Genomic DNA, 22,653 nt, shown 5'->3' on the forward strand with positions numbered 1-22,653 from the left:
ATATGCGCGGCCTTTGCCCGGGAGCTTTCGACACTTACCGGCGGGCCCGCGGGCGGCGGCATAGCGCCCAGGCGCAAATCAGCACGGGCACGCCCAGCCCGATCCAGGCCACCCCATCATGCCAGCCGTCGCCCAGCAACCCCGCGACCAGCCCGACAAGAGTCATCACAGCCAGCGCCGCAGGCCAGCGGAATATGCGGCCATAGCCCCGCGCAGGCGGCCTCACGACAATGCCCCTTTGTGCACACGGCCCGCGCCCGCAGCCAGGGCCACCGCGCGGGGCTTGCGCAGCCACAAATACAAACCGCTGCCCAGCACCACAATAGTAATCAGATCCAGCAGCGCCCAGAGTATCTTCATGGGCATGCCGCCGTAATCGCCGAAGTGCAGGGGCTGGGACATATAAAGCGTATTCAGGTACCAGGGCGGCGGCACGCTGCCGACCACCTTGCCGGTAAGCGCATCGGCCAGCACGGGTTGATACAGCCGCGACGTCAGCGGAGTATTGCCCCGCATGTAAATCGCGTAATGATGCGGCGTGCTGCTTATCGTGCCCGGAAACGCCACGAAGCTGATGGTCATGCCCGGTTCAGCGGCCTGCGCCGCCTTGGCGGCAAGCTCGAGCGACGCCAGGGCATCGGGGGAAGGCGGCTTGCCGTCCTTGTACTGCGCCAGCCACGGCGCAAGATGCGTGCTCTGCCAATAGCCGACCAGCGGCACGGACAAAGTATTGACTACCCCTGTCAGGCCGACCACCAGCGCCCAGCCCAGCGTGACAATGCCCAGCACATTGTGCAGATCCAGCCACCGGACGCGCGCCGAGCGCCCGCTGCGTACCGTGCCGAACTCCAGCTTGCGCATGAACGGGGCATACAGAACCACCCCCGACACGAGGGCCAGAACAAGCAGCAACCCCATGAAGCCCAGAAACAGCATGCCCGGCACGCCGGCGAACAAGTCGATGTGCAGGCGCGTCATCCAGAACATGAAGCCCTGGTTGAAATCGGGAGCGCCCAATAGCCTGGCGGTGCGGGCATCGACCAACGCCACGTCGAAACGCTCGGTTTCGTTCAGCTTGTCAGCCAGCGATACGTACCAGAACGTATCGTCGTCCGGCTCCTGGCTAAGGTACAGCACTGGCTTGCCCGGAAAACGCGCCTTGGCCGTTTCCAGCACCTTGTCGATACTGGCCCGCGGCGTATCCGCCGGCATTTGCGGAGCTTCCACTTCCGTTCCCAGCAAATGGCCGATCTCATGATGAAAAATCAGCGGCAAGCCGGTCAGGCACAACAGCAGCATGAAAACGGTGCAGACCAGGCTGCTCCATTTATGCAGCCAAGCCCAGTATCGCAAGGTGGCGGTCTTCATATCGAGCCTTCAGCCGGCGGGCCTAGAAGCGCATGGTGGCGTTGAGGCTGATGCTGCGCGCGTCGCCCGCCTTGATGTAGTCGGCATACTGATACATCCAGTACTTCTTGTCGGCGACGTTGTTCACCGCAAGGCGAAACGTCGTGTCGTAGCCGCTGATCTGCGTGTCGTAGGTCGCGCCGACGTCGACAATCGTATACCCGCCCACCTTGATATCGTTGGTGGGCCGCAGCATGGTGCTGCCGGTGTATTTGGCATCGGCCGAAATCTTCAGGCCGGAAAGCTGCGGAACGCGATACGAAATCCGGGCCGCTGCCACGAACTTCGGCGCTCCCGCCACACGGTTGCCGATATTGGCCGCGCCCCGCTTATATTCGGAATCCAGCAGCATTACGCTGCCGCCCACGTTCCAGTTGGAACCCAGGCGGGCCGACGCCCCCAGTTCCGCCCCTTGGTAGGTCGACAAGCCGTCCTGCACGAGCTCATTGGCGGCATTGGCATACTCCGCCTTCCTCTCGATGCGGAACAATGCCGCGGTCGCCGCCCAGCGTTCGTTCTCCGTCTTCACGCCGACTTCGTATTGCCGGCTTTTCAAGGGGTTGAGCTGCGCCCCGTAGTTGGCGTAGCCGATGCCCACCGAAGTGCCCTGCTCCAGCGATTCAACGTAGCTCGCGTACGCCATGGTTTGCGGCGCAAGCTTGTACATCAAGGCCACGGTCGGCGTAACCACGCCGTTCTTCTTGTATGACGAGTATTCAGCACCGGCGGCGGTAAAGGCCTTTTGATCGTAATTGGTATAGCGCAGGCCGCCCAGCACCGACCAGCGATCCGTCAATTGCACCGTATCGCTGGCGAAGATGGCTTTCTGGGTAATCTCGGCGCCGCGATACAGGCCCAGGCTGTTTACGGTGCCGACGCTGTAGAAGGAATTGGTGTTTTGCGTCCACAACGAACCCGTTCCCAGCTTCCCCGGATAGCCGCCGTTCGCATAATTGCCCAGGCTATAGTCGTTTTTCTGTTCCTGCCACGATACGCCGATCACGACATCATGCTTGAGCGAACCGGTCTGGAATCGGCCTTGCGCCATCGCCTGCCACAGATTGAATTGGTAGGCTTCGCCGTAATCCGAGCGGGCGTCATCGTAATTGCCCAGGTCGTCCTGCAAATACAGCACCTCTTCGTTGCGCCGCGTCTTGGTGGACGATTGGCTGTAGCTGGTGCTCAACGTCCACTCCGGCGAAATCTCGTATTTCAGCCCCGTGGAATAGAACCGGAAGGCATTGTCGGAATACGTGCCATTGCCCACCAGGCGCCCATTGTCGTTGCGCACCGGCGAAGGCAGGTTCTGCCCCGCCAGTTCCGAGGTGGTGATGGTGGGCTCGGTGTCGGAAGCCTTTCTGTCCTGGTAAATGCTCTGGAAATCCCAGGTCAGCTTGTCCATAAGCTTGGCATCCAGCGCCAGTGAAATCGAATCCCGCTTCAGCCGGCCGTCGTTGTTGGTGGCGCCCTCCTCGTGCGTGGCATTGAGCCGGTAGCCGAACCGGCCATCGTTGCCCGCGCGCCCGCCCAGATCCACGCTTTCGCGCCACAGGCTCTTCGAGGTGTACCCCAACGTCACGGCGCGCACCGGCTCGTTCGTGGGTTTCTTGGTAACGTAATTGACCAGGCCGCCCGGTGCGCCAAAGCCGTACATGAAGCCCGATGCCCCCTTGAGCAGGTCGATCCGCTCGAATTGCTCGTAGGGCAGCGTGGTGACGTAGCTGATGAACGGCTTGCCGTCGATGCGAAAGGAGTTCTGCCAGTCCAGGTCCAGACCGCGCACGGTCAGGTAGCTGGCCCAGGCGCCGCTCGCGGCGCTGTTGTCGGAGACCGAGGCGTCCAGCATGAAGACATCGCCCAGCTTGTTCACCTGGCGGGATTCGATGTCGGCGCTGGTCACGACCGACGACGAGAACGGCGTCTCGAGTTGGCTGCGGCTGCCCAGCGCGCCGCTATCCACCGGCGCCTGAAGATGCTGCAGTGTGTCGTCCACGGCCGTGCCGGTAACCGTCACGGACGGCAGTTGCGTTACGGACTTTGCGGCTGAATCCGCACTTTGCGCCCAAGCAGCCTGCCCCGCGCCCAGGCCCGCCGCGACCACCACCGCCAGCGGCGTGCGCGTCAATATGGACAGACCTTTCCCTACGTTTCTTCTTGCAGCCGGCATAAAAATCCTGATCGAGTAGATAATTTCGGTCAGGATTATAAATTAATATCGAGAATGCAACTAATTCTTATTGATAATAAGGTTACGTGCGTGGCCTTTCACAACCCCGATGAGCCCGGCGCAGGCCCCGGCGCCGCAACGGCCTCCCGCCGCAACAACTCGCGCTTGCGATCCACCCCCCAACGGTAGCCTGAAAGCTGCCCATCGCGCCGCACAACGCGATGGCAGGGAATGGCGACGGCAATGCGGTTGGCCGCGCAGGCCCCCGCAACCGCCCGCACGGCCCTGGGCGCGCCGATGCGTTCGGCGATCTCGGCATAGCTTGCCGTAACCCCGGGTGGAATTTCACGCAGCGCCTGCCAGACCCGCTCCTGGAAGGCGGTGCCCCGCACGTCCAGCGGCAAATCCAGACCTATCGACGGCGCTTCGACAAACCCCACGACCCGGGCCATCAACTGCTCGAAGCCCGCGTCGCCGCCAATCAGTTGCGCCCTGGGGAATTGATCCTGCAGGCTGCGCACCAACGCATCCGGATCCTCGCCCAGCAAAATGGCGCAAATGCCCCGCTGGCTCTGGGCGGCCAGGATGGCGCCCAGCGAACACTGACCCACCGCGAACCGGATCACCGCGCCCGTGCCGCCAGCCCGGTAATCGCGCGCTCGCATGCCCAGCAGCCGTTCCGAGGCCTCGTAGAACCGGCTGTTGGAATTGAACCCCGCGCCATAGATCGCATCCGTAACAGAGGCCCCCGCCACGCTCAACTCCTCACGCAGCTTGCGGGCCCGGTAGGCCGAGGCATAGGCCTTGGGCGTCAGCCCCGTTTCCGCCTTGAACACACGATGAAAATGAAAAGGGCTCATGCCGGCCAAGGCCGCCAGCTCGTCCAGATTCGGCGGAGTCTGGGCGGATTCGATCAGCCGGCAGGCCCGCGCCACGAGCTCCGCCCGCCCCGGGCCTTCGCCGGCCCCAGCCTCCCCGGCACGGCGGCTGGGACGATAGCCCGCCGCCTCGGCGCCCTCGGCCGTGTCGAAGAACTCCACGTTCTCGCGCTTTGGCAAACGCGCGGACGAGCCCGGACGACAATACACACCGGTGGTCCGCACCGCATAAACAAAACAACCGTCCGCCGCCGCATCACGCCGCTGGACGGCCCGCCAACGAGCTTCGTCCGTCGAGTATTCCGCAGAAATCAAAACGCTGGTATTCATGGCTGCCATCCCGAAAACTTGATCCATGGCGACAGCTTAAACCCGAATCCCATCGCAAAGAATCCGATTCTTGCGGTGGAATTTTTTAAGAATCGAATACAGCTCACTCAGCCATACGCTGCAGCGCTTCCAGTTCCAATTCATCGAAACCCGCCGCACGCCGGGCATCGAGGTTGAATGGCCCGCGCAGGCGCGGCGCTCGATACTGCCTGGCCATTGCTTCGTATGTGTCCAGGGCGTCACGCCGCTGTTGCAGGCAAAGCCATTTGTACCAACGATTACCAATGGCCACATGGCCGACCTCATCGCGCAGAATAATGTCCAGTATGGCCGCGCTTTCGTTATCGCCCGCCTGAGCAAGACGATGCCGTATCTGCGGCGAGACATCCAGGCCGCGCGCCTCCAGCGTACGCGGCACCAGGGCCAGCCGCGCCAACAAATCACTCTGCGTCTTTTCAGACATTTCCCACAAGCCATTGTGAGCGGGAAAATCCCCATAAACATGGCCCAATGCCTGTAAACGGCGTGAAAGCAGATCAAAATGCGTCGCTTCTTCGAACGCCACCACGCACCAGTCCTGGTAGAACGCCTCCGGCATGCCAGGGAAACGCCACATGATGTCCAGCGCCAGGTTAATGGCGTTGAATTCAATGTGCGCCAACGCATGCAACAGCACGACCCGGCCTTCTATCGTCGACATGGTGCGGCGCGGCACACTTGCGGGCGCAATGAGTTCAGGGCGCGCAGGCCTGCCCGGAATGCCGGGCGGAACATCCAGGCGCACATCGACATCTATGTTCACCAAAGCGCGCAACGACCAAACCGCCGCGCATTTTGCCTCGGCATCTTGCAATGCCAAGGCATCGAGCGCCCGTCGGCGCAGTTCCCCTTTGTTTTCCATCGTGCAAGATCTTTCCATTTTTCGGCACGCGGCATCCGCTTCTTTTTCGCTAAGTTAGCATACTAAGAACCCGAACCCTCCGCATCCAGCATCGCCCCTATCTTTCGGCGTACCCATGTGGCGCCCACATCGCACACCCCCGAGAGCTCGGTCTTGACGTTCGCATATTGCTCCAGCAGCGGCTCGATCTGCTCAAGCGCAAAGACGTCCTCCTCGCGCGTGTCTTCGACGGCTTTTTTAAGCCACGCATCGAATTGCACCGACTCTGTATGGAAATTGCGGCAGATGCCGCTGAAGTCGTGCGAAGTCGTGGCGGTTTCAGGGGTAACGCCATGAAGATGATTGGAGATCCCCAGCAATGTACGCTCGCCCTTGGAGGCGCTGGTATAAAAATGGAAAAACGTAATAACCAGACCCGGTCCCAGGAATTCGGAACCCAACTCGATATCCATGGCGCCCTCGAAACCAGGGAACCCTTCGCGGATATAAGGCATTGCCGGCGCCTGGTCCAGCAGCCAGCGGTAAACGGCGATAGGTTCTTCACGCACCTGGTTGGGCGGCGCTTCCGCCGCATCGGGCGCGGAAATTGTCTTGCCATGCAGATAGCCGATATGGCTGAGATCCATGACGTTGTCGATAATCAATTGCCCGCGCGCCTTGATGGGCGTAATACCGTTAGGCACCAGCCGCCAGCCGGGCAGATCGATGCCGGCACGATCCAGCGCAGGTAAAAGCGACAAATCAGCCTTGTCCGCATCACCCATCCATATCCATATCAGGCCGCCTCGCTCCACGACAGCGTAAGTACGCTGCTTGAATGCCTTCGGCGCATTGCCCTGGGCGGGGATCTTCGTGCACCGCCCCTCGCAATTCAGGGTGTAGCCATGATACGAACACTGTATGGAGTCGCCGACCAAAGCGCCGTTTTTCAATGGATAGTGCCTGTGCGGGCACAACCCCCACATCGCCACCGGCGTTCCGTCCTGCTTACGATACAGAACAACGGGATCATCCAGAAACGTCCGCTGCAAAGGCTCCCGGCCGACCTCTTCGGCCCAGGCGGCCATATACCACGCATTTCGTACGTACTTTTGTCCAGCTTTATATGGATACATAACTGAAGCCCTTCTAAAAGCATTGTGACCCTGCCGCGCGACGCATCAACCGCCTCGAACGTTCTGCTCCATGAGCGAGGCCATGACCCGTCGCGCCCTGACCGCCGCGCCGTCGCTTTGCAGCAGCACCGATTCGGGCTGCCGGCCATCCGGCAACTCCATATACCTTTGTTGCGCCTCGATAATGGGCTTGTCCTCGGTGAAGAACGCGCTTTGCACCATGCTTTGGAATTTCTCGCCGAACTCGGCTTCGTCGCGGCGGAATGTTCTTGCCATTTTCCAGAAGTAATGGCTGCGGTTCTTGCTTATAGGGGTAATAAGATGCGCCGCCAGGGTATTCACCCCTTCTTCCTTGCTACCGCCGAGCCGTGTCCCTCCAACTTCCACACAGATGGACGAAGGCGGATTCCACGTCGTGTTGGACCACATGTCTATGGTGTCCCCCGGCGGCTTCCCGCTGAAGGCATTCCGGATAAGCACGGTTGGCGGCTCACTGGGACGCTGGTTGAATGCGTGGACGGTATTGCCCTCTTGTTCGACCGAAAACTTCACCCGTTGATTGGCCCCGGGGTTGGCGAGGTTCGGATGCAGGAACTCGGCATGGCTCAAATCGAGCAGATTGTCCGAAACCAGGGTGTAGTTGGCATCCAGTTGCATATAGCCTTCGGCATAGGCGTACTTGCCGGGCTCGTCCAGAAAGCCGAAGTTGACAATCCGCGCCGGATCGGGCCCGGCATCGCCAAACCACATCCAGACGATACCGTTGCGCTCAGCCAGCGGGAACACGCGCGCCCTGGCCTTGGCGGGTATGGCGCCATTTCCGATCGGGTTTTTTACACAGGCGCCGGTTTTATCGAATTGCAGACCATGGTACGGACACTGCACGACATCGCCGAAGCGCTTTCCGCTATGCAGCGGCGCAAAACGGTGGGGGCAACGGTCGGAAAGGGCGACAGGCTCCCCGTCCTGGGTACGGTACATCAGAACCGGCTCGTCGAGCAGGGTTCTGACCATCAGTGCCTGGGTCAGCTCGTGGCTCCAGGCGGCGGCATACCACTGGTTCGGAAGGTACTCCATGTTGATCTCCTTTGGTCTCTGTTTCAGCCGTCTTGCCCGGTCGAGCGCCCCTTTGCGGGCCATTGCCGAGCCGGCAGCAGGCGGGCCCGGCACTCTCCGAAGCCGATGGACACGAATCCTTTTTGGGCCGCCCTGGCGGTAAGAATGATTTCATCGTCGTCGGCAAGCCAAAGGCGGCTTTCTCCGTTGGCCAACATGAAGGGCACGCGCCCCGCTTCGGTTTTTTCCGTCAGGCAGGCCATGCTGGCCGGGCTCGGCCCCGACACCGTACCGCTGCCCAAAAGATCGCCGGCCTGCAGGTTGCAGCCGTTGCTGGCGTGGTGGGTCAGCATTTGCGGGAACGTCCAATACAAATGGTCCAGATGAGTATCGACGATGCGCTCGGGCGGCTGGCCGGCCCGGCGCATGCTCGGAGTATGCAGGCAGGCTTGCAATGCAAGGTTCAACCGACCCTGGGCCGTATGCCGTGCGGAAGCCAGATAGGCCAGCGGCGCCGGGTCGCCCGCCGGGGCGGCTTTGCGAAATGGCGCCAACGCCTCTTCGGTGACGATCCAGGGCGAAATCGTCGTGCCGAAGCTTTTACCCAGGAACGGCCCCAGCATTTGCTCCCACCACTGGACCTGCTTGCTGGACCAGTCGTTCAACAGGCAATAGCCAAAAATATGCGAGGGGGCGTCGTCCAGCGGAACCGGCTTGCCCAGTTCGTTGCCCTGCCCGACAAAGGCGGCCAGCTCCAGCTCGAAATCCAGGGCTTGCGCCGCGCCGAAACAGACCTGGCCGTCGGCCCCGCGCCACTGGCCGTGGGGCCGTTGCACATGGTGACCGCTTACGCGTATGGAAGAGGCGCGGCCATGATAAGCCACGGGCAGGCTTTTGAATACCGGGGGCAAAGGCACCTCCAGGCCCTTGAAGCGGCCATGGCGTTCAGTGTGGTACGCGGAAGTCAAGAAGTCGGTATAGTCGCCGATTCGGCAAGGCAGGTGCATCTGCACGTCGCTTGCGCGAACAAGCACCCGTCCGCGCCAATCCGGTGTGGCGATTGCCTGGCTGTGCTGCCCGTCCAGCAAGCGGAAGGCCGCGTTGCGCAACGCCTGCGCCACGGATTTGCCTGCGGCCATCAATGGGTTGAGCGCACGGCTTTCCACGCAGGCGCGCAACAAGGAGGAAAGCCTCTCGTCGGGAATAAGCCGCATCTCAGCGCACTCGGCCAGATCAAGCACCTGGTCGCCGATGGCGATGCCAGGACGCGGCGCCAAAGAACCATCCCGGGAAAACAGGCCTACAGGCAGGTTTTGCAAAGGGAAATCCTGCTCCGGGACATTGGCGGACTCGACCCAGCTTCTCCGCTGCGGATCGTGCGTTTCATTGATCACGTCAGCCCTCCTGCCTGCGCTTGATCCAGGCCCGCAGTTTCTGGTGCGCCGTATCGCGGGCGTGTTCCAGAAAACCGGGATCGCCTACGGGGGTGGTGAGCTCCAGCCGCAACCCATTCGGGTCGAAGACATAAATGGACTTGACGAAATGATGGTCCGTCACGCCGACAACCTCGTAGCCCGCCCCGGCCAGACGTTGGGACGCCATCTGCAATTCGGCCTCCGTATCCACCTGGACGGCGATATGGTTGACCCAGCTTGGCGTATTTGGAGACGGCAGGGCTTTTTCATTGTCGCCCAGATCAAAAAACGCAATGCACGAACCATCGGCCATTTCAAAAAAAATATGCACGTAAGGGCAGTATTCGCCGGTACTGGGCACGTTATCGGCCTGGATGACGTGAACCAGCGGCAGACCCAGCAGGTCTTCGTAAAAGTGCCGGGTTTCTTCCGCATCCCGGCATCGGTATGCGAAGTGATGCAGTTGCTTGATGCGGATTGGCGCAGAATTGATGGGCATTTGATTATCGTTCCGGTTATGGCCATTTATTGCGCGACGTAGCGCCACTTGCCATCTTCGATACGCACCATGACCTGGCTGCGCGCATCGGCGCCGTTGTGATCGGCGGGCGTCATGTTGTAGACCCCTTGCGTCAGGACCAGCTCGTGAGTGTGCTCGAGCGCATCGCGCAAAGCGGCCCGGAACGCGGGAGTTCCCGGTTGGGCCGTTTTCGGCACCCGCTTGGCCGCATCTTCCAGCAGCAGAAGAGTGTCCCAGGCGCAGCCGCCGAACAGCGAACGGCTGCCCGGCCCATACTTGGCCTCGTAAAGGTCGACATAGCGTTTTCCGGTTACCTTCGTCGGATTGCCGTCGGGAAGCTGCTCGGCAACCAGGAACGGCGAAACCGGCATGTACGTGCCGTTCAATGCCTTGCCCCCCAGCCGGAGGAAGTCGTTGCCGGCGACCGCTTGCGTTTGGAAAATCATGCCGTCGTAGCCGCGGCTCTTGAGCTCCAGCTGCGGCATCACCGCGGGGCTGCCGGCGGCAACGATCAGTATGGCGTCGGGCTTGGCATGGATAAGCTTCATGGCCTGCGACACGAAGCTGGTGTCGGCTGCGCCAAAACGCTCTACGCGAACCAAATCAATACCCGCTTTCCCAACGGTTTTCTGTGCAATGTCGACAAAAGTTTGCCCATAGGCGTTGCTCATGGCCACAATAGCCAGGCTTTTTTTGCCCTGCTTTTTCATGGTGTCGTAGATCATGCCTAGAGGAATTTCCTCGGGGGGCGGCATTTTGAACGCCCACTTGCGTATGTCGTCCTGCGGATTCACGATGGCGCCGCCGCCGGCAATGGAGATAAGCGGAGTATGGGTTTCGGCGGCGACCTGCAAGGCCGCCAGCGTGGTGGGCGTCACCGAGGCTCCGATCAGGACGTCGACGTTTTTCTCGGTAACGAGCTTTCGGGCGGCGGCGGTGGTCTTGGATGGGTCGGAGGCATCGTCCAGGATGGTGAGGTTCACCTTATGGCCGGCTATGTGTTTTGACCATAATACAATGGAGTCGCGCTCGGGAATGCCTGCGGACGCCGCCGGTCCCGTCAACGAAACAATGACCCCCACATTGATGTCGGCATTGGCCTGCGTAATTGCCATCATGGTGGTGAATCCCAGCATCAGCTTGAATAACAGTCGCATTGCCTCTCCTTTAAAAATTACTTTTTTATCCATAATGGATAAAAACAGTCTATTTTTTATTGTCAGGCAAGTCAACGATATTTACTGCTACATAATCCGTGTTTTCCCTTAAGGTATTTCCACTATGTCCCGGCCTTCATTCGTCATCAGTCGCGTCGTCGACATCCTGAACCTGTTCACCAAAGAAAAAATCCACGTAACCGTCGACGACATCGCCGCTGCGCTGGACATGAGCATTGCCTCGACCTACCGTTACGTCAGCGACCTTTCCCGCGCCGGCTTACTGTTGCGCAACTCGTCGGGACGCTATCGGCTCGGCCCGAAAATAATCGAGCTCGAATACCTGATCCAGTCCTACGACCCCATTCTCAGGGCGGGCAGAGACTTGATGGAAAAGCTGGCCACATCCACGGGCTGCAACGTGCTGCTGTGCAATATCTACGAATACACCATCGTCAATATGCTGCACATCACAGGGGCGTACCCGATCAAGCTTTCATACACGAAAGGGATGAGGATGCCGTTGTTCAAGGGCGCGCAGGCCCATATCGTCCTAGCCTACATGAACAAGCGCAAACTCAAGCGCCTGTACGAAGCGGCATTGGACAATGAAGAACAGCGAGAAGACGCGCTGGCCATAGGCGCCGATTGGAAGGCCTTCAACAAAGAACTGAAAGCCATTCGAGCCGCCGGCCATTACATCTCGCACGACCAGCTCGATCCGGGCATAACGGGCATTGCCGTCCCGGTATTCAGCGAGAACACCGAAATCGTGGGCAGCCTGGTACTGATTTATTCCACCGAGCATGCACCCGATATGGCCCCCGAGGTCCTGGCGAACCTGGTGATGCAAAGCGCGGACGAGATCAGCACGCGCATACAGCAGGCAATTTAAGGCGCCGTACTTCAAATCGGGGATTCCGCCGCTCAGACACCATGCGCCCCGGTCCTTCGGGCGGTCAAGGCCGTCAGGACGGCGCAGATTGCCAGCAGCGCGGCGCTCGCGACGAATGTGCTCTGATAGCCGGTGTGGTCGAACAGCAGGCCGCCCGCAGTGGAGCCCAGCGCAATGGACAACTGGACAACCGCGACGAACAGGCCGCCGCCGGCTTCGGCATCTCCGGGGAAGACCCTGGCAAGCCACGCCCACCAGCCCACAGGCGCGGAAGTGCCCGCCAATCCCCACAAACCAAGCAACACGACGACGGCAGCCATCCAGCCGCCAAGGGCGATCAATGCCAGGGCCGTCACGGCCATCAGCAACGGAATGACGATCAGCGTCTGGTAGAAGCCCCGCTGCAGAGCTCTGCCGATAAGCACCGTGCCGATGAAGCCCGCTGCGCCGATCACGAGCAAGATGAGCGATAGCGTGGCCCCATGCGCTCCCGTGACCGTCTCCAGAAACGGCCTTACGTAAGTGAACAGCGAAAACTGCCCCATGAACAGCAGGCTGCTGGCCAACATGCCCACGGCAACGCCCGGGCGCTTGAGCAGTATGAATGCCTTGAACAGATTGCCGGTGCCGGGCGCACGCTCCGCCGCCGGCATGGAAGGCAGCGTGATCCATTGCCAGACCAGTGCAAGCAGGGCGACAGGCACAAGGCAAAGAAAAGCGCCGCGCCAGCCGATAACGGTACCCAGATAAGCGCCCAATGGCGCAGCGACCACCGTAGCCAGCGCGTTGCCGCCATTGACGATGGCCAGGGCGCGCGGGACATCCCGCGCAGGCACCAGTCGGATGGCCGTGGCCGCCGACATGGACCAGAAGCCGCCGACGACCACGCCGATCAGCGCCCGTCCCAGCATATAGACGAGATAATTCGGCGTCAGCGCGATAATGGCGCCGGACACGCCCATGGCCGCCGTCAGCAGCAGCAAAAGCGCCTTGCGGTTCAGGCCGCCGGCCAGCGCGGATATGAACAAGCTCGTGAGCACGGCGAATGCGCCGGAAATGGCGATGCCCTGGCCCGCCATGCCTTCGGTGACCCGCAGGTCGTCCGCCATGGGCGTCAACAAGCTGACCGGCAGGAATTCCGATGCGATCAGCGCGAATGCGCAAACCGACATGGCGAAGACGCCGCTCCAGGACGCCGGGTGTCCTGCGACATCGTTATGGGTTTCGGCATCGCCCATCCGGGCGTCGATCACTGTGGCAGTCGCGGAAATCGATTCATTCATAGCCGATATTCTGGCGGGAGCCTGACCATCCTACTAGCTAATCAATACTTAAAACCCTTATAAGTTGTACTAATAAATAATTCATGGGAAACTGAAAACGTGGCCAAACGCAACTTCAACGATCTCCTGTCATTCGTCACCGTGGCGCGCGAGGGTAGCTTCACGCGCGCGGCAGCATTGCTGGGTGTCACCCAGTCGGCGCTCAGCCAAGCCATCAGCGGTCTGGAAGCAAGGCTCGAAATCCGCCTGCTCACGCGCACCACACGGAGTGTGTCGCCCACCACGGCGGGAGAACGGCTGCTGAACGCGATCGGCCATCGCTTCGACGAAATCGAGGCGGAACTGGACGAGCTCACCGACCTGCGCGACAAACCCGCGGGCACGGTGCGGATCACCTGCGGCGACTATGTTCTGCACAGCATTCTGCTGCCCAAGCTCACGCCGCTGTTGCGCGAATACCCTGACATCAAGCTGGAGTTCGATGTGAACTACGGCTTCCGCGACATCGTGGCCGATCGCTTCGATGCCGGCGTGCGCCTGGGCAACACCATCGACAAAGACATGATCGCCCTGCCCATCGGTCCGCCGCTGCGCCTTGCGGTCGCGGCCTCGCCGGAGTACTTTGCCGCCCACCCTGTTCCCAAGACGCCTCGCGACCTCACGGCGCACCGCTGCATCAACCAGCGCATGCCCACCTCCGGCGGGCTGTACGTCTGGGACTTCGAACACCGTGGCCAGCAGGTAAACGTGCATGTGGACGGCCCGTTGATCTTCAACACCACGCAGCCCCAAGTGGATGCGGCGCTGGCCGGACTGGGTATCGCGCTGCTGCCGGAAGATGAGTTGATGCCGCACATCGAAGCCGGCCGGCTTGTCTCCGTGCTGCAGGACTGGTGCCCGAAATTCACGGGTTACCATCTGTATTACCCCAGCCGCCGACAGCCATCGCCCGCCTTCTCGCTGGTCGTCGACGCACTGCGTCTGGCTGGCCCCGTCAGGCGCAGTGCCAAGGGCAAATTCTCATAGCATCGGAGACGAACTTGTTGAGCCGGATTGAACCACTACTCGATCCCTTCCCGCCCGAAGATCCCCGATTGCCGCCGCGCGGCCTGCTGCCATTCCTATGGTGCTGCACACGGGGCTCCCGGCGCTATCTGCTTGCGCTGGCGGTATTGAGCGCCGGGGTATCGATCTACGAGGCGTGGCTGTTCGCCTTCCTGGGGCAAGTGGTGGACCTTCTCTCCGCCTGGCAGGTCGGCGGGCCGGCATCGGCCCATGAGCGCCAGGTGCTTTGGGGCATAGGCATTGTGCTGGCGGCCAGCATCGTGCTGGTAGCCCTGCGCACCCTGGTGCAGCACCAGGTCCTGGCCGTCAACCTGCCGCTCCGGCTGCGCTGGAATTTCCACCGCCTGATGTTGCGGCAAAGCCTGTCTTTCTTCGCCGACGAATTCGCCGGACGCGTCACCACGAAAGTCATGCAGACCGCGCTGGCCGTGCGCGACGTGCTTCTCACCGTGTTCGAAATCGTGGTCGGCATCGGCGTGTACTTCTTCACCATCATCGCGCTGGCGGGCAGCTTCGACTTGCGGCTGATGATTCCCTTCATCGCGTGGATCGTGCTGTACGGGCTGGCCATGCGCTACTTCGTGCCGCGCCTGGGCAAAGTCGGGCAGGAGCAGGCCCACGCCCGCTCATCCATGACCGGCCGCATCACGGATGCCTATGCCAACATCGCCACCGTCAAGCTGTTCTCGCACACTCGTCGCGAAGCCCGGTTCGCGCGCGCGGCCATGGAAGACTTCAAGGACACCGGCTATCGCCAAATGCGCCTGGTCAGCCAGTTCGAGATCACGAACCAGACCCTGGTCACGGGGTTGATTCTTGGCGCGGGCGGCTACGCCCTGTGGCTCTGGCACGGCGGCCAGATCGGCGCCGGCGCGGTCGCCGCCGTGACCGCAATGGCCTTGCGGGTAAACGGCATGTCGCAGTGGATCATGTGGGAACTGACCTCGCTGTTCGAGAACATCGGCACCGTGCAGGACGGCATCTCCACACTGACGCGGCCGGCCCAGGTGCAGGACGCGCCGGGCGCCCCCGAACTGAAGGTGGCACACGGCAAAGTGGCGTTCGACCGCATCGCCTTCAATTACAACGGCGAACGCCAGGTATTCGACGGTTTGAACCTGACTGTGCGCCCCGGCGAGAAAGTCGGACTGGTGGGCCGTTCCGGAGCGGGCAAATCCACCCTGATCAGTCTGTTGCTGCGCTTCCATGACGTGAATGGCGGCCGCATACGCATCGACGGCCAGGACATCGCCCACGTCACCCAGGACAGCCTGCGCGCCGCCATCGGCATGGTCACCCAGGACACGTCCCTGCTGCACCGTTCGATCCACGACAACATCGTGTATGGCCGCCCCGATGCCAGCGACGCGGAGATCCAGGCCGCCGCCATCAGCGCCCAGGCCCACGACTTCATCCAGCTATTGAGCGACCCGCAAGGCAACAGCGGCTACGACACCCTGGTGGGCGAACGGGGCGTGAAGCTCTCGGGCGGCCAGCGCCAGCGCATCGCCATCGCCCGGGTCATGCTCAAGAACGCGCCCATCCTGCTGCTGGACGAGGCAACCAGCGCGCTCGATTCCGAAGTCGAAGCCGCCATCCAGGAAAGCCTTTACAAAATGATGGAAGGCAAGACCGTCATCGCCATCGCCCACCGCCTTTCCACCGTCGCCGCCATGGATCGCCTCATCGTCCTGGACGAAGGACGTATCGTCGAGGAGGGCAGCCATGCCGAGCTGCTGGAGAAAAACGGTATGTATGCAAGGCTGTGGCGGCGCCAGAGCGGCGGGTTTCTTCAGTAGGAGCTAGACACTCCATAACGAGCCACCATCTGCCTTGGCAATTTTACCTGCTGCCCGGTTCGAGCCAAATGGCCAGAATTGCGCGCTTCATCGCCGTTGAATGTCGTCTTGGACGCGTTTCTTCCATAAAGCCCACGGACGCTCGATCTGGGTTTCAATATTGCGGCACGCGGCATCCGCCTCTTTTTCGCTAAGATAGATTGCCTCGCCCAGACGAGATGCTTCAAGTTGCAGGCATGCATTGGCTTCCGTGTACACAGCGCGATATACCGCATGTTTCAAGGTCGGGCCTACGACGGTAGATCCGTGTCCGCGCATCAGCACCAATGTTGAATTGCCAAGCTTGCGTGCCAAAGCGGATCCCAGGTAGCTATCACGAATCAACAGGTCTGTCGCGTCGCCGGCGACTTCGCGGATTTCAAAGACAGGTGTTTCCTTGCCCAGGAAGCCGCTCATATGGCAGAGCGGCCTGAGTGGAACATTCTTCACCACGCTGAACGGCAGGACGGTAGGCGAATGGCTGTGAACGATTGCATGCACGTCTTGGCGAGACCTGTAAATTTCGCCGTGGATGAATCGTTCGAGGTAGACAGCACGGCCACCGCCATCGATTGGAACGCCGTCCAAAGAAAATTCGATGATGTCGCCACGGGTAACGGTACCAGGCGCCATATTCCGGGCAAGAAGAAACTTGTTCGGATCTTTGTCATGACGGACACTGACGTGGCCGAACGCATCGACAATGCCCTGATCGAACAGAATGCGGTTAGCGTAGACGAGATCGTCAATCAATGCCGCGTCGGGCGGCGCAATGGGGTTGGGGTGGCTGGCGGACATACGTTCCGGATCCTCTTCAATGGGCCGCGGCACCACGTGCCGCGGGTATAACGAATCAAGCGCTATAGCCTTTTCGTATACGAGAATGAAATGACATTGTCTTGAGCATACGGATTAGCCCCTGTGCTAATCCCCGTGCCCGTAACTTGCACACGTGGCGATATTGCCCACGAAAACGACAATGCTGAACTCTTGTCGATCTTATAAGTGCCACCCAACGTGTAGGTACGATTGGCTGGAACCGGAACCAGGAATCCGAATCCGGTGTTGTCCGACGACATGAGTTGATCGGTGTACTCGAAGCCGCCCCGGACTGTGATCCGGTCGGTCAAGTCGTATTGCACGCCAAAGCGATAGGCATTGATATTGTTGAAGCCCTGGCCCGCCCCGTTGGGGCTGCCGAGAGGTTCGGCAAAGGTAACCGGGTTTCCCAGGACATGCGTATCGCCGTAGTTAAAGCGGATCCAGTCGAATCCCAGCAGCCATTTCGGGGTTGGCCGGAAGGCAACGCCAATGCCGTACTGCTCCGGCTCTTCGAACCGTGCTCCATCCGCAAAAATCTTGCTGTACCGGCTCCAGGAAGAGTACGAGATCTTCGATGAATAGAACGCGCCCAGGGCAAACTGTGATGTGATCTGGCTCATCCAGCCAACCTTGAAACCGTAGCCTGGCGCCCAGGCACGCCCCTGGTTCGACTGGCTGGTCTGCGCCTCAATGCCTTTGGCATCAAGCGTAGAAAGTGCGCCGACCAGCGCCAATGAGATGGCGTTGTTCTTCTGGCCTCCAAGGCCGAAGCGGTATGCGGCGGTGGGCGCAACGTGCAGGAAGATGGCCTGGGCGGACGTGTCCGAGTTTCCTGGAATGCTGCCAAATGGCGTTCCATAATCGATTTGCGCCCCCGATGTCCAGGAAGCCACACCGAATACAAGAGAGGGAGATAGCGAATGCACGTAACCGAATTCCGGTAGCGGCACGAATCCCGTCTTCCCGGCGTAGGTTGTGCCATTGCTTGTCGACCCGGCATTGATGATAAGCAAGCCACCGCCGATATCCAACCGATCGCCTGAAAAGGCGATGCCGGCCGGGTTCACTGCCGGCGCAAGGCCGGATTCTCCGGTCGCTATGCCGACCCCGCCCATGCCCTGCTCTCTCGTTCCGTATCCCGTCGTGTACAACCCGGTTCCTGCCCAACAAACGTCCGCCATGCCAGCCGAAATCGCCATGGCCACGCAAATGCTGGCAACAGGTTTTCCAAGCTTATATTTGAATAGATTGCTCACTGTCTCCTCCTTATATTTCGATTCATATGGCCGCACGAATCCAAGCGATCAGAAGGCCGCCCCCTGATCGGCATTTCCAGCAGTGCTGGCCGAAAAAATTTTGGTTTTAAGCGCTGATGTCCGGGAACTGATCCCAACGGAAGCGGGTCAAGTCAAGCGGGGCGTGCGCCACGCCGCAGTGTGAACATACGCGACGGCTGGCATCCGCATTGAAGCGATTCGAGCCGATCCTGTATCCAGCCTGTGGCGACTGCTTTGCGTTGTCCCAGGTATAACGGTCCACCTCGTTCCCACAACTTTCACAAAACCATGCAATGGCCTCAAGCCCCGAGACACGTGCTTTGTAGCGAAGGTGCAACGACTCTTGCGAGCACTCGATGCGATGCGGGATGCCGCCCGGAACATACACATGATCCCCAGGACCAAGCTCGAAATAACGTATCGAGGAGTCGCGAAATACCACCTTCGCACTACCCGACACGGCAGCCAGAACAGTATCTTTCTCGCAAATCAGGTAGAACGGCTGATCAACAGTATTCAGGCTTGCATGAAGCTGCGGATCCACGTCTTCCTTCAATAAAGGCGCTTCATCGTAATCGTGATACTTCGCTTTTTCGCGAAAGAGGTTCAATTGGTTTTTTCGGCGAATTTCGATCGAACTCATTTTGCTGCTTCCTCCAGTGCGGCACGCGCCTCTTCAACGACGCCAGTGTTGAACATATAACGATCCCATCCCCAGATATACGTCGGAAACGGTTTGTTGACGCAACCACACGCCTTGCAGGTGCGCAGCGCTTCGCTTTCGTTGTACTGGGTTGCCCACTTTGCACTGTAGTCAATGGTTGGCATTGCGGGAAATTGCCTGCGATCATCAGCACCGACCTGCCCTGGATAATCAATCCGGTCTATTTCCGCGCCGCACCCTTCGCAGATGAATGCCAGCGCCTCGGTCTGCCCCGGGCCCTCCATCTGCCTTTGCGTGATCGACATGACGGCAAAGAACTCATGCGTCGCCCCCCATCCGCCAACGCCGTGCGTCCTCGAACCAACCGCAACATCGCCAGATCGAATATCGCCCGTCGATCCGAACGACACCATGATCTCGTCGACCGTATTGGTGTGTTGAAAGTAGCCAATTCCCGGTCCGCCCGGAAAGCCGCGCATGGATGCGCAGGCCGGCACCATATCGCCGGCCCCGTCATAAGGGAACAGCGGAAGCAGTTGCGCATTCGAGTGCCTAGCCTGCAAGTACACATTGGTCTTCATCGGGTGCTTCCCAGGCTTTGGCGCCGGCATTACCGGCTCGACATTCTGTGAATCATTCATCGTTCATCTCCTCAAGTTTCTACGCCTCCGGCAGCGATGCGACTGCTGGGGCTCTTCTCCAACATGACAGGACCCAGCCAGCATTGGCTGCACCCCAGCCAACTATTTCAGGTGTTCGCGCAGGAACTGAAGCGTCGCGTCATCGGCGGGTCCGGCCGCGCCCTTGACATAGGTGCTTGCGCCCAGCCTGGCAAAGGCGTGGCCCACCCCTTCGTAGAAACGCACGTCGACATTGGACTCCTGGCCAAGGCGACTGGAAATGGCTTCCTGCACGTCCAGCGGATTCAGCGGGTCGTCCTTGCCCAGATGCATCAACAACGGTTTCTCCGGTGCAACCATGCTTTCCAGCAACGGCGCCAGGCCGACACCGTAATAGCTGGCCACCGCGTCGAGGCCCAACTTGAGCCAACCAATGAACGCGACGCGCCCACCCAGGCAGTAGCCAACCATGCCCACTTTCCTGTGCCGCTCGCGCAACCCGGTCACCAGAACGCTCAGATCGCCTATTCCCCGCTCGATGTCCTCGCTATAAAGTTGCGCCAGCCGCATTGCCTCGCCTCGGGATTCCGGCAGCTCAGGATCGAGCTCCACTCCCGAGCGCAACCTCCAGAACAGATCGGGCGCAATCGCGTGAAATCCATTTTCCGCAAAACGATCGACGGTTTTACGGATGTTGGCGTTTACGCCGAATATCTCCTGGACAACGATGACAGCCGGAGTTTGGCTGTCCCGGTCGCCGGCGGCATAACACTGCATATCGCCGTCGGGCAGATTCATCACTTCGTTGAAGCTCATTACTTTCCTCTCAATGTACGGAAGACTGGGAAATCGTCGCTGCCGCCTCTGACAAAGCCTGGCGCAACGGAACGCCAGGATCCGCGAGCCTACTTGCGTCAAGTGGCAAGCCACGCTGCAAGGCACGGCGAAGCAACGTCATGTTGCGGCCTTCGTTCAGCGTCACCACGCCAATCAGGCGCTGCCGATAGAGCTGAAAAACTGTCATGGCTCCGGCTTCCGCGCCCGGCCGCGTAATCGTCGTGTCCGCAAGCTCGCCATATCCCGCGATCTGCAGATTCCAGTCGAACTGATCCGACCACAACCACGGGAAGCCTGCTGGTTCGCACGACTCTCCTCGCATAGCTTTCGCTGTTGCAATGGCTTGTTCGATCGCCGGCTCCCACGCCTCTAGCCTGCGTATGTACAGCGGGTGGCTAGGCAGCCCTTGATGCCGATTCGCCACGTCACCCGCCGCGAAACAATATGGATCGGATGTCCGTCCCAGCGCGTCCGCGACAATCCCGTCCCGAATCTCGAGCCCGGCCTCTCGCGCCAACGTCGTGTTGGGAATCGCGCCGACGCCAACCGCCACGCAATCAGCTTCGACGAGTGTGCCGTCATCGAGCTCCACCGCGCGAATCCGCTGCTCTCCATGGAATGCATGCACGGTCTTGCCTAAGATCAAGTTGACGCCTTCCGTCTGGAACTTTTCTTTCACTGCACGAGAGATCACCTCCGGCACCCCACGCGCCATCAGCCGCAGGCCGGCCTCGACCACGGTTGCCTTGCAGCCGGCCTTGCGCGCTGTAGCGCTGACCTCCAGCCCAATGAAGCCACCGCCGACAACAACAATCTTTTTGCCTGGGCCCAGCTCCGCCGACAACGCCAAGGCATGATCGAAGGTGCGCAGATAATGAATACCCCCTAGCGTCGCTCCTGGTGTCGACAATCTTCGCGGTGCAGCGCCCGTTGCGAACAACAAGCTGCCATACCCCATACACACGCCCGACGCCAACTCCACTACCCGGGTAGCCGGGTCCACACGCACGGCCCTGGCCGGAATAAACGGCGTCACGCCGGCAGCCGCCAGGTCGTCCGCGCTGCCGAACAGGAGCTGTGGCTTATGCTGGCCGGGCAGGGCCGCCAACGTGGCCTTCGAAAGCGGTGGCCGCTCGTATGGCGTAAACGATTCCTCGCCGATCAGCGCAACAGATGGGCGATCTACGTTTCGCGCCAGTTCGATTGCGGCAGCGCCGCCGGCAGGCCCGCCCCCGATTACCACGTAATCAAACTTCTTCATTCATAGTCCTTCAAGACGCCTGGGTTTCCGAACTGCGCCGTGCCAGAAGCGTGATCCATTCAGCAGCCCATTCACGCGCAATGTCCTCGGGGTATATCCCCGAGCGCCGATCATGCTCGAGCCGCTCCCCCACACGCTTGGCGCCCAGCGCCTCGAAGAGCTCATCGAACCGCTTGCCACCAAAACAGAAGGTGTTCGGATACATGCTGTCCCCAAGGCTGATCACGCCGTAAAGAACTCCCTTTAGACTTGGTCTGCTTTTCTCGAGCTCGGAGTAAAACGGTTTGCCGTTGTCCGGCACATCTCCCGTTCCATGCGTCGACGTGCATATGAGATACGAACCCGGTTTCAGATCCGAGCTCGTTGCTTTGTCCATCAACATGATCCTTGGGATATAGGCGGCGTCTTCGAACACAGCGGCAACTTCATCCGCCACAAGCTCCGCCGTCCCGCTCATGGTGGCGACAAGAATGGTGATTACGTGACTCACTGACAACGGCTCCTTCGATAGCAAGGCAATGTTCTCGATGAGTGCAATTCTCCGATTTCGACAAACACTTGTCAATTAGGGTAAACAGGGGGCAGACAGCATCAACGCGGCATGGGATATTTCGGTCACCCGCTGGGCTGCAGCAAACAGGCTAAGGACCGTGTCCTTGCATCGCCACGCCCGAGCCGTCACCTATTGCAGGCACGATGCAGCATCCCGACGGGCAACATCATTCTTAAACTATTTGCTCAAGGAAATGGAAATGGTCAAATTCGTGGAGCTGGATCCTGCTGTCGGGATCCGCGATCAACTGGCATCGTCGGTCGAAGGGCCGCTGACTCTCGCCAATGTGTTTCATGTCGCCGAAGCCGACGTCGATGCGTTGCTGGCCGCCTGGGAAGACGACGCCAATTACTTCAAATCGCAGCCTGGGTTCATTTCAACGCAGCTGCATAGAGGCATAGCAGGCAGTACCACATTCCTGAATTGCGCAATCTGGGAGAACATAGAAGCGTTTCGCGCCGCCTTTAATAATCCTGTTTTCCACTCGAAACTCGGAAACTATCCAGAAAGCGCCGCCACATCGCCCCACCTTTTCCAAAGGCTTACCGTCAAGAACTTGTGCGTCGCCTGATTTCAGGACAACGCCGCGAAA

Annotated in this window: 22 protein-coding genes; 4 read left to right on the forward strand and 18 right to left on the reverse strand. The window is 60.2% G+C overall.

Features of this window, described 5'->3' with window-relative positions; translation table 11 throughout:
* Positions 1-34: 34 nt before the first annotated feature.
* The 10 genes from VNT00_RS17560 to VNT00_RS17605 all read right to left on the reverse strand — a co-directional run bounded on the left by VNT00_RS17560 (position 35) and on the right by VNT00_RS17605 (position 10,946).
* Positions 35-169, reverse strand: coding sequence for a hypothetical protein (locus VNT00_RS17560; protein WP_325589858.1), 135 nt, complete (start codon positions 167-169; stop codon positions 35-37).
* A gap of 53 nt (positions 170-222) precedes the next feature.
* Positions 223-1,368, reverse strand: a complete 1,146-nt coding sequence (locus VNT00_RS17565; protein WP_325589860.1) for a PepSY-associated TM helix domain-containing protein — start codon at positions 1,366-1,368, stop codon at positions 223-225.
* Positions 1,369-1,390: 22 nt separating this feature from the next.
* Positions 1,391-3,517, reverse strand: coding sequence for a TonB-dependent siderophore receptor (locus tag VNT00_RS17570; protein ID WP_414650955.1), 2,127 nt, complete (start codon positions 3,515-3,517; stop codon positions 1,391-1,393).
* 155 nt (positions 3,518-3,672) lie between these two features.
* On the reverse strand, positions 3,673-4,782 hold the full coding sequence (ada, locus tag VNT00_RS17575) for a bifunctional DNA-binding transcriptional regulator/O6-methylguanine-DNA methyltransferase Ada (RefSeq protein ID WP_325589864.1): 1,110 nt from the start codon (positions 4,780-4,782) through the stop codon (positions 3,673-3,675).
* Between the two features lie 103 nt (positions 4,783-4,885).
* Positions 4,886-5,683, reverse strand: a complete 798-nt coding sequence (locus VNT00_RS17580) for a ferritin-like domain-containing protein (RefSeq protein ID WP_325589866.1) — start codon at positions 5,681-5,683, stop codon at positions 4,886-4,888.
* A 62-nt stretch (positions 5,684-5,745) separates the two neighbouring features.
* Complete coding sequence (locus tag VNT00_RS17585; protein ID WP_325589868.1) at positions 5,746-6,750, reverse strand: aromatic ring-hydroxylating dioxygenase subunit alpha; 1,005 nt, start codon at positions 6,748-6,750, stop codon at positions 5,746-5,748.
* A gap of 93 nt (positions 6,751-6,843) precedes the next feature.
* On the reverse strand, positions 6,844-7,875 hold the full coding sequence (locus VNT00_RS17590; protein WP_325589869.1) for an aromatic ring-hydroxylating dioxygenase subunit alpha: 1,032 nt from the start codon (positions 7,873-7,875) through the stop codon (positions 6,844-6,846).
* 23 nt (positions 7,876-7,898) lie between these two features.
* Positions 7,899-9,248, reverse strand: coding sequence for a fumarylacetoacetase (fahA, locus tag VNT00_RS17595; RefSeq protein ID WP_325589871.1), 1,350 nt, complete (start codon positions 9,246-9,248; stop codon positions 7,899-7,901).
* Between the two features lies 1 nt (position 9,249).
* Positions 9,250-9,768 (reverse strand): VOC family protein, encoded by a 519-nt coding sequence (locus VNT00_RS17600; protein ID WP_325589873.1) that lies wholly within the window; start codon positions 9,766-9,768, stop codon positions 9,250-9,252.
* Between the two features lie 26 nt (positions 9,769-9,794).
* Positions 9,795-10,946, reverse strand: a complete 1,152-nt coding sequence (locus VNT00_RS17605) for an ABC transporter substrate-binding protein (protein ID WP_325589875.1) — start codon at positions 10,944-10,946, stop codon at positions 9,795-9,797.
* A gap of 124 nt (positions 10,947-11,070) precedes the next feature.
* Between VNT00_RS17605 and VNT00_RS17610 the strand changes: the two genes are divergently transcribed.
* On the forward strand, positions 11,071-11,841 hold the full coding sequence (locus VNT00_RS17610; RefSeq protein WP_325589877.1) for an IclR family transcriptional regulator: 771 nt from the start codon (positions 11,071-11,073) through the stop codon (positions 11,839-11,841).
* 32 nt (positions 11,842-11,873) lie between these two features.
* Here the strand turns inward: VNT00_RS17610 and VNT00_RS17615 are convergent, their stop codons facing one another.
* Positions 11,874-13,079 carry an MFS transporter gene (locus tag VNT00_RS17615; RefSeq protein ID WP_325589966.1) on the reverse strand — a complete coding sequence of 402 codons (1,206 nt, stop codon included), beginning with the start codon at positions 13,077-13,079 and terminating at the stop codon, positions 11,874-11,876.
* A gap of 144 nt (positions 13,080-13,223) precedes the next feature.
* Here VNT00_RS17615 and VNT00_RS17620 point away from each other — a divergent pair, with 144 nt between their 5' ends.
* Positions 13,224-14,150, forward strand: coding sequence for a LysR family transcriptional regulator (locus VNT00_RS17620; protein ID WP_325589879.1), 927 nt, complete (start codon positions 13,224-13,226; stop codon positions 14,148-14,150).
* A gap of 14 nt (positions 14,151-14,164) precedes the next feature.
* Positions 14,165-15,988, forward strand: coding sequence for an ABC transporter ATP-binding protein (locus VNT00_RS17625; RefSeq protein ID WP_325589881.1), 1,824 nt, complete (start codon positions 14,165-14,167; stop codon positions 15,986-15,988).
* Positions 15,989-16,075: 87 nt separating this feature from the next.
* Here VNT00_RS17625 and VNT00_RS17630 read toward each other — a convergent pair whose 3' ends face one another.
* From VNT00_RS17630 to VNT00_RS17660, 7 genes are all read right to left on the reverse strand, one after another.
* Positions 16,076-16,825, reverse strand: a complete 750-nt coding sequence (locus VNT00_RS17630; RefSeq protein ID WP_325589883.1) for a class II aldolase/adducin family protein — start codon at positions 16,823-16,825, stop codon at positions 16,076-16,078.
* A 62-nt stretch (positions 16,826-16,887) separates the two neighbouring features.
* Positions 16,888-18,105, reverse strand: a complete 1,218-nt coding sequence (locus VNT00_RS17635; RefSeq protein ID WP_325589885.1) for an OmpP1/FadL family transporter — start codon at positions 18,103-18,105, stop codon at positions 16,888-16,890.
* A gap of 106 nt (positions 18,106-18,211) precedes the next feature.
* Complete coding sequence (locus VNT00_RS17640; RefSeq protein WP_325589887.1) at positions 18,212-18,769, reverse strand: cupin domain-containing protein; 558 nt, start codon at positions 18,767-18,769, stop codon at positions 18,212-18,214.
* Positions 18,766-19,431, reverse strand: coding sequence for a cupin domain-containing protein (locus VNT00_RS17645; protein ID WP_325589889.1), 666 nt, complete (start codon positions 19,429-19,431; stop codon positions 18,766-18,768). The genes VNT00_RS17640 and VNT00_RS17645 overlap by 4 nt, the downstream gene beginning before the upstream one ends.
* Before the next feature lie 102 nt (positions 19,432-19,533).
* On the reverse strand, positions 19,534-20,226 hold the full coding sequence (locus VNT00_RS17650; protein WP_325589892.1) for a dienelactone hydrolase family protein: 693 nt from the start codon (positions 20,224-20,226) through the stop codon (positions 19,534-19,536).
* Between the two features lie 10 nt (positions 20,227-20,236).
* Positions 20,237-21,508: an NAD(P)/FAD-dependent oxidoreductase gene (locus VNT00_RS17655; protein WP_325589894.1), complete on the reverse strand. Its 1,272-nt coding sequence runs from the start codon at positions 21,506-21,508 to the stop codon at positions 20,237-20,239.
* A 10-nt stretch (positions 21,509-21,518) separates the two neighbouring features.
* Positions 21,519-21,998: a flavodoxin domain-containing protein gene (locus VNT00_RS17660; protein WP_325589896.1), complete on the reverse strand. Its 480-nt coding sequence runs from the start codon at positions 21,996-21,998 to the stop codon at positions 21,519-21,521.
* Positions 21,999-22,158: 160 nt separating this feature from the next.
* On the opposite strand from VNT00_RS17660, the gene VNT00_RS17665 reads away from it, so the two are divergent.
* Positions 22,159-22,632 (forward strand): antibiotic biosynthesis monooxygenase family protein, encoded by a 474-nt coding sequence (locus VNT00_RS17665; protein WP_325589898.1) that lies wholly within the window; start codon positions 22,159-22,161, stop codon positions 22,630-22,632.
* The last annotated feature ends 21 nt before the right edge of the window (positions 22,633-22,653 follow it).

The organism is Eoetvoesiella sp. (assembly GCF_035555955.1).
Lineage (GTDB): Bacteria > Pseudomonadota > Gammaproteobacteria > Burkholderiales > Burkholderiaceae_B > Eoetvoesia.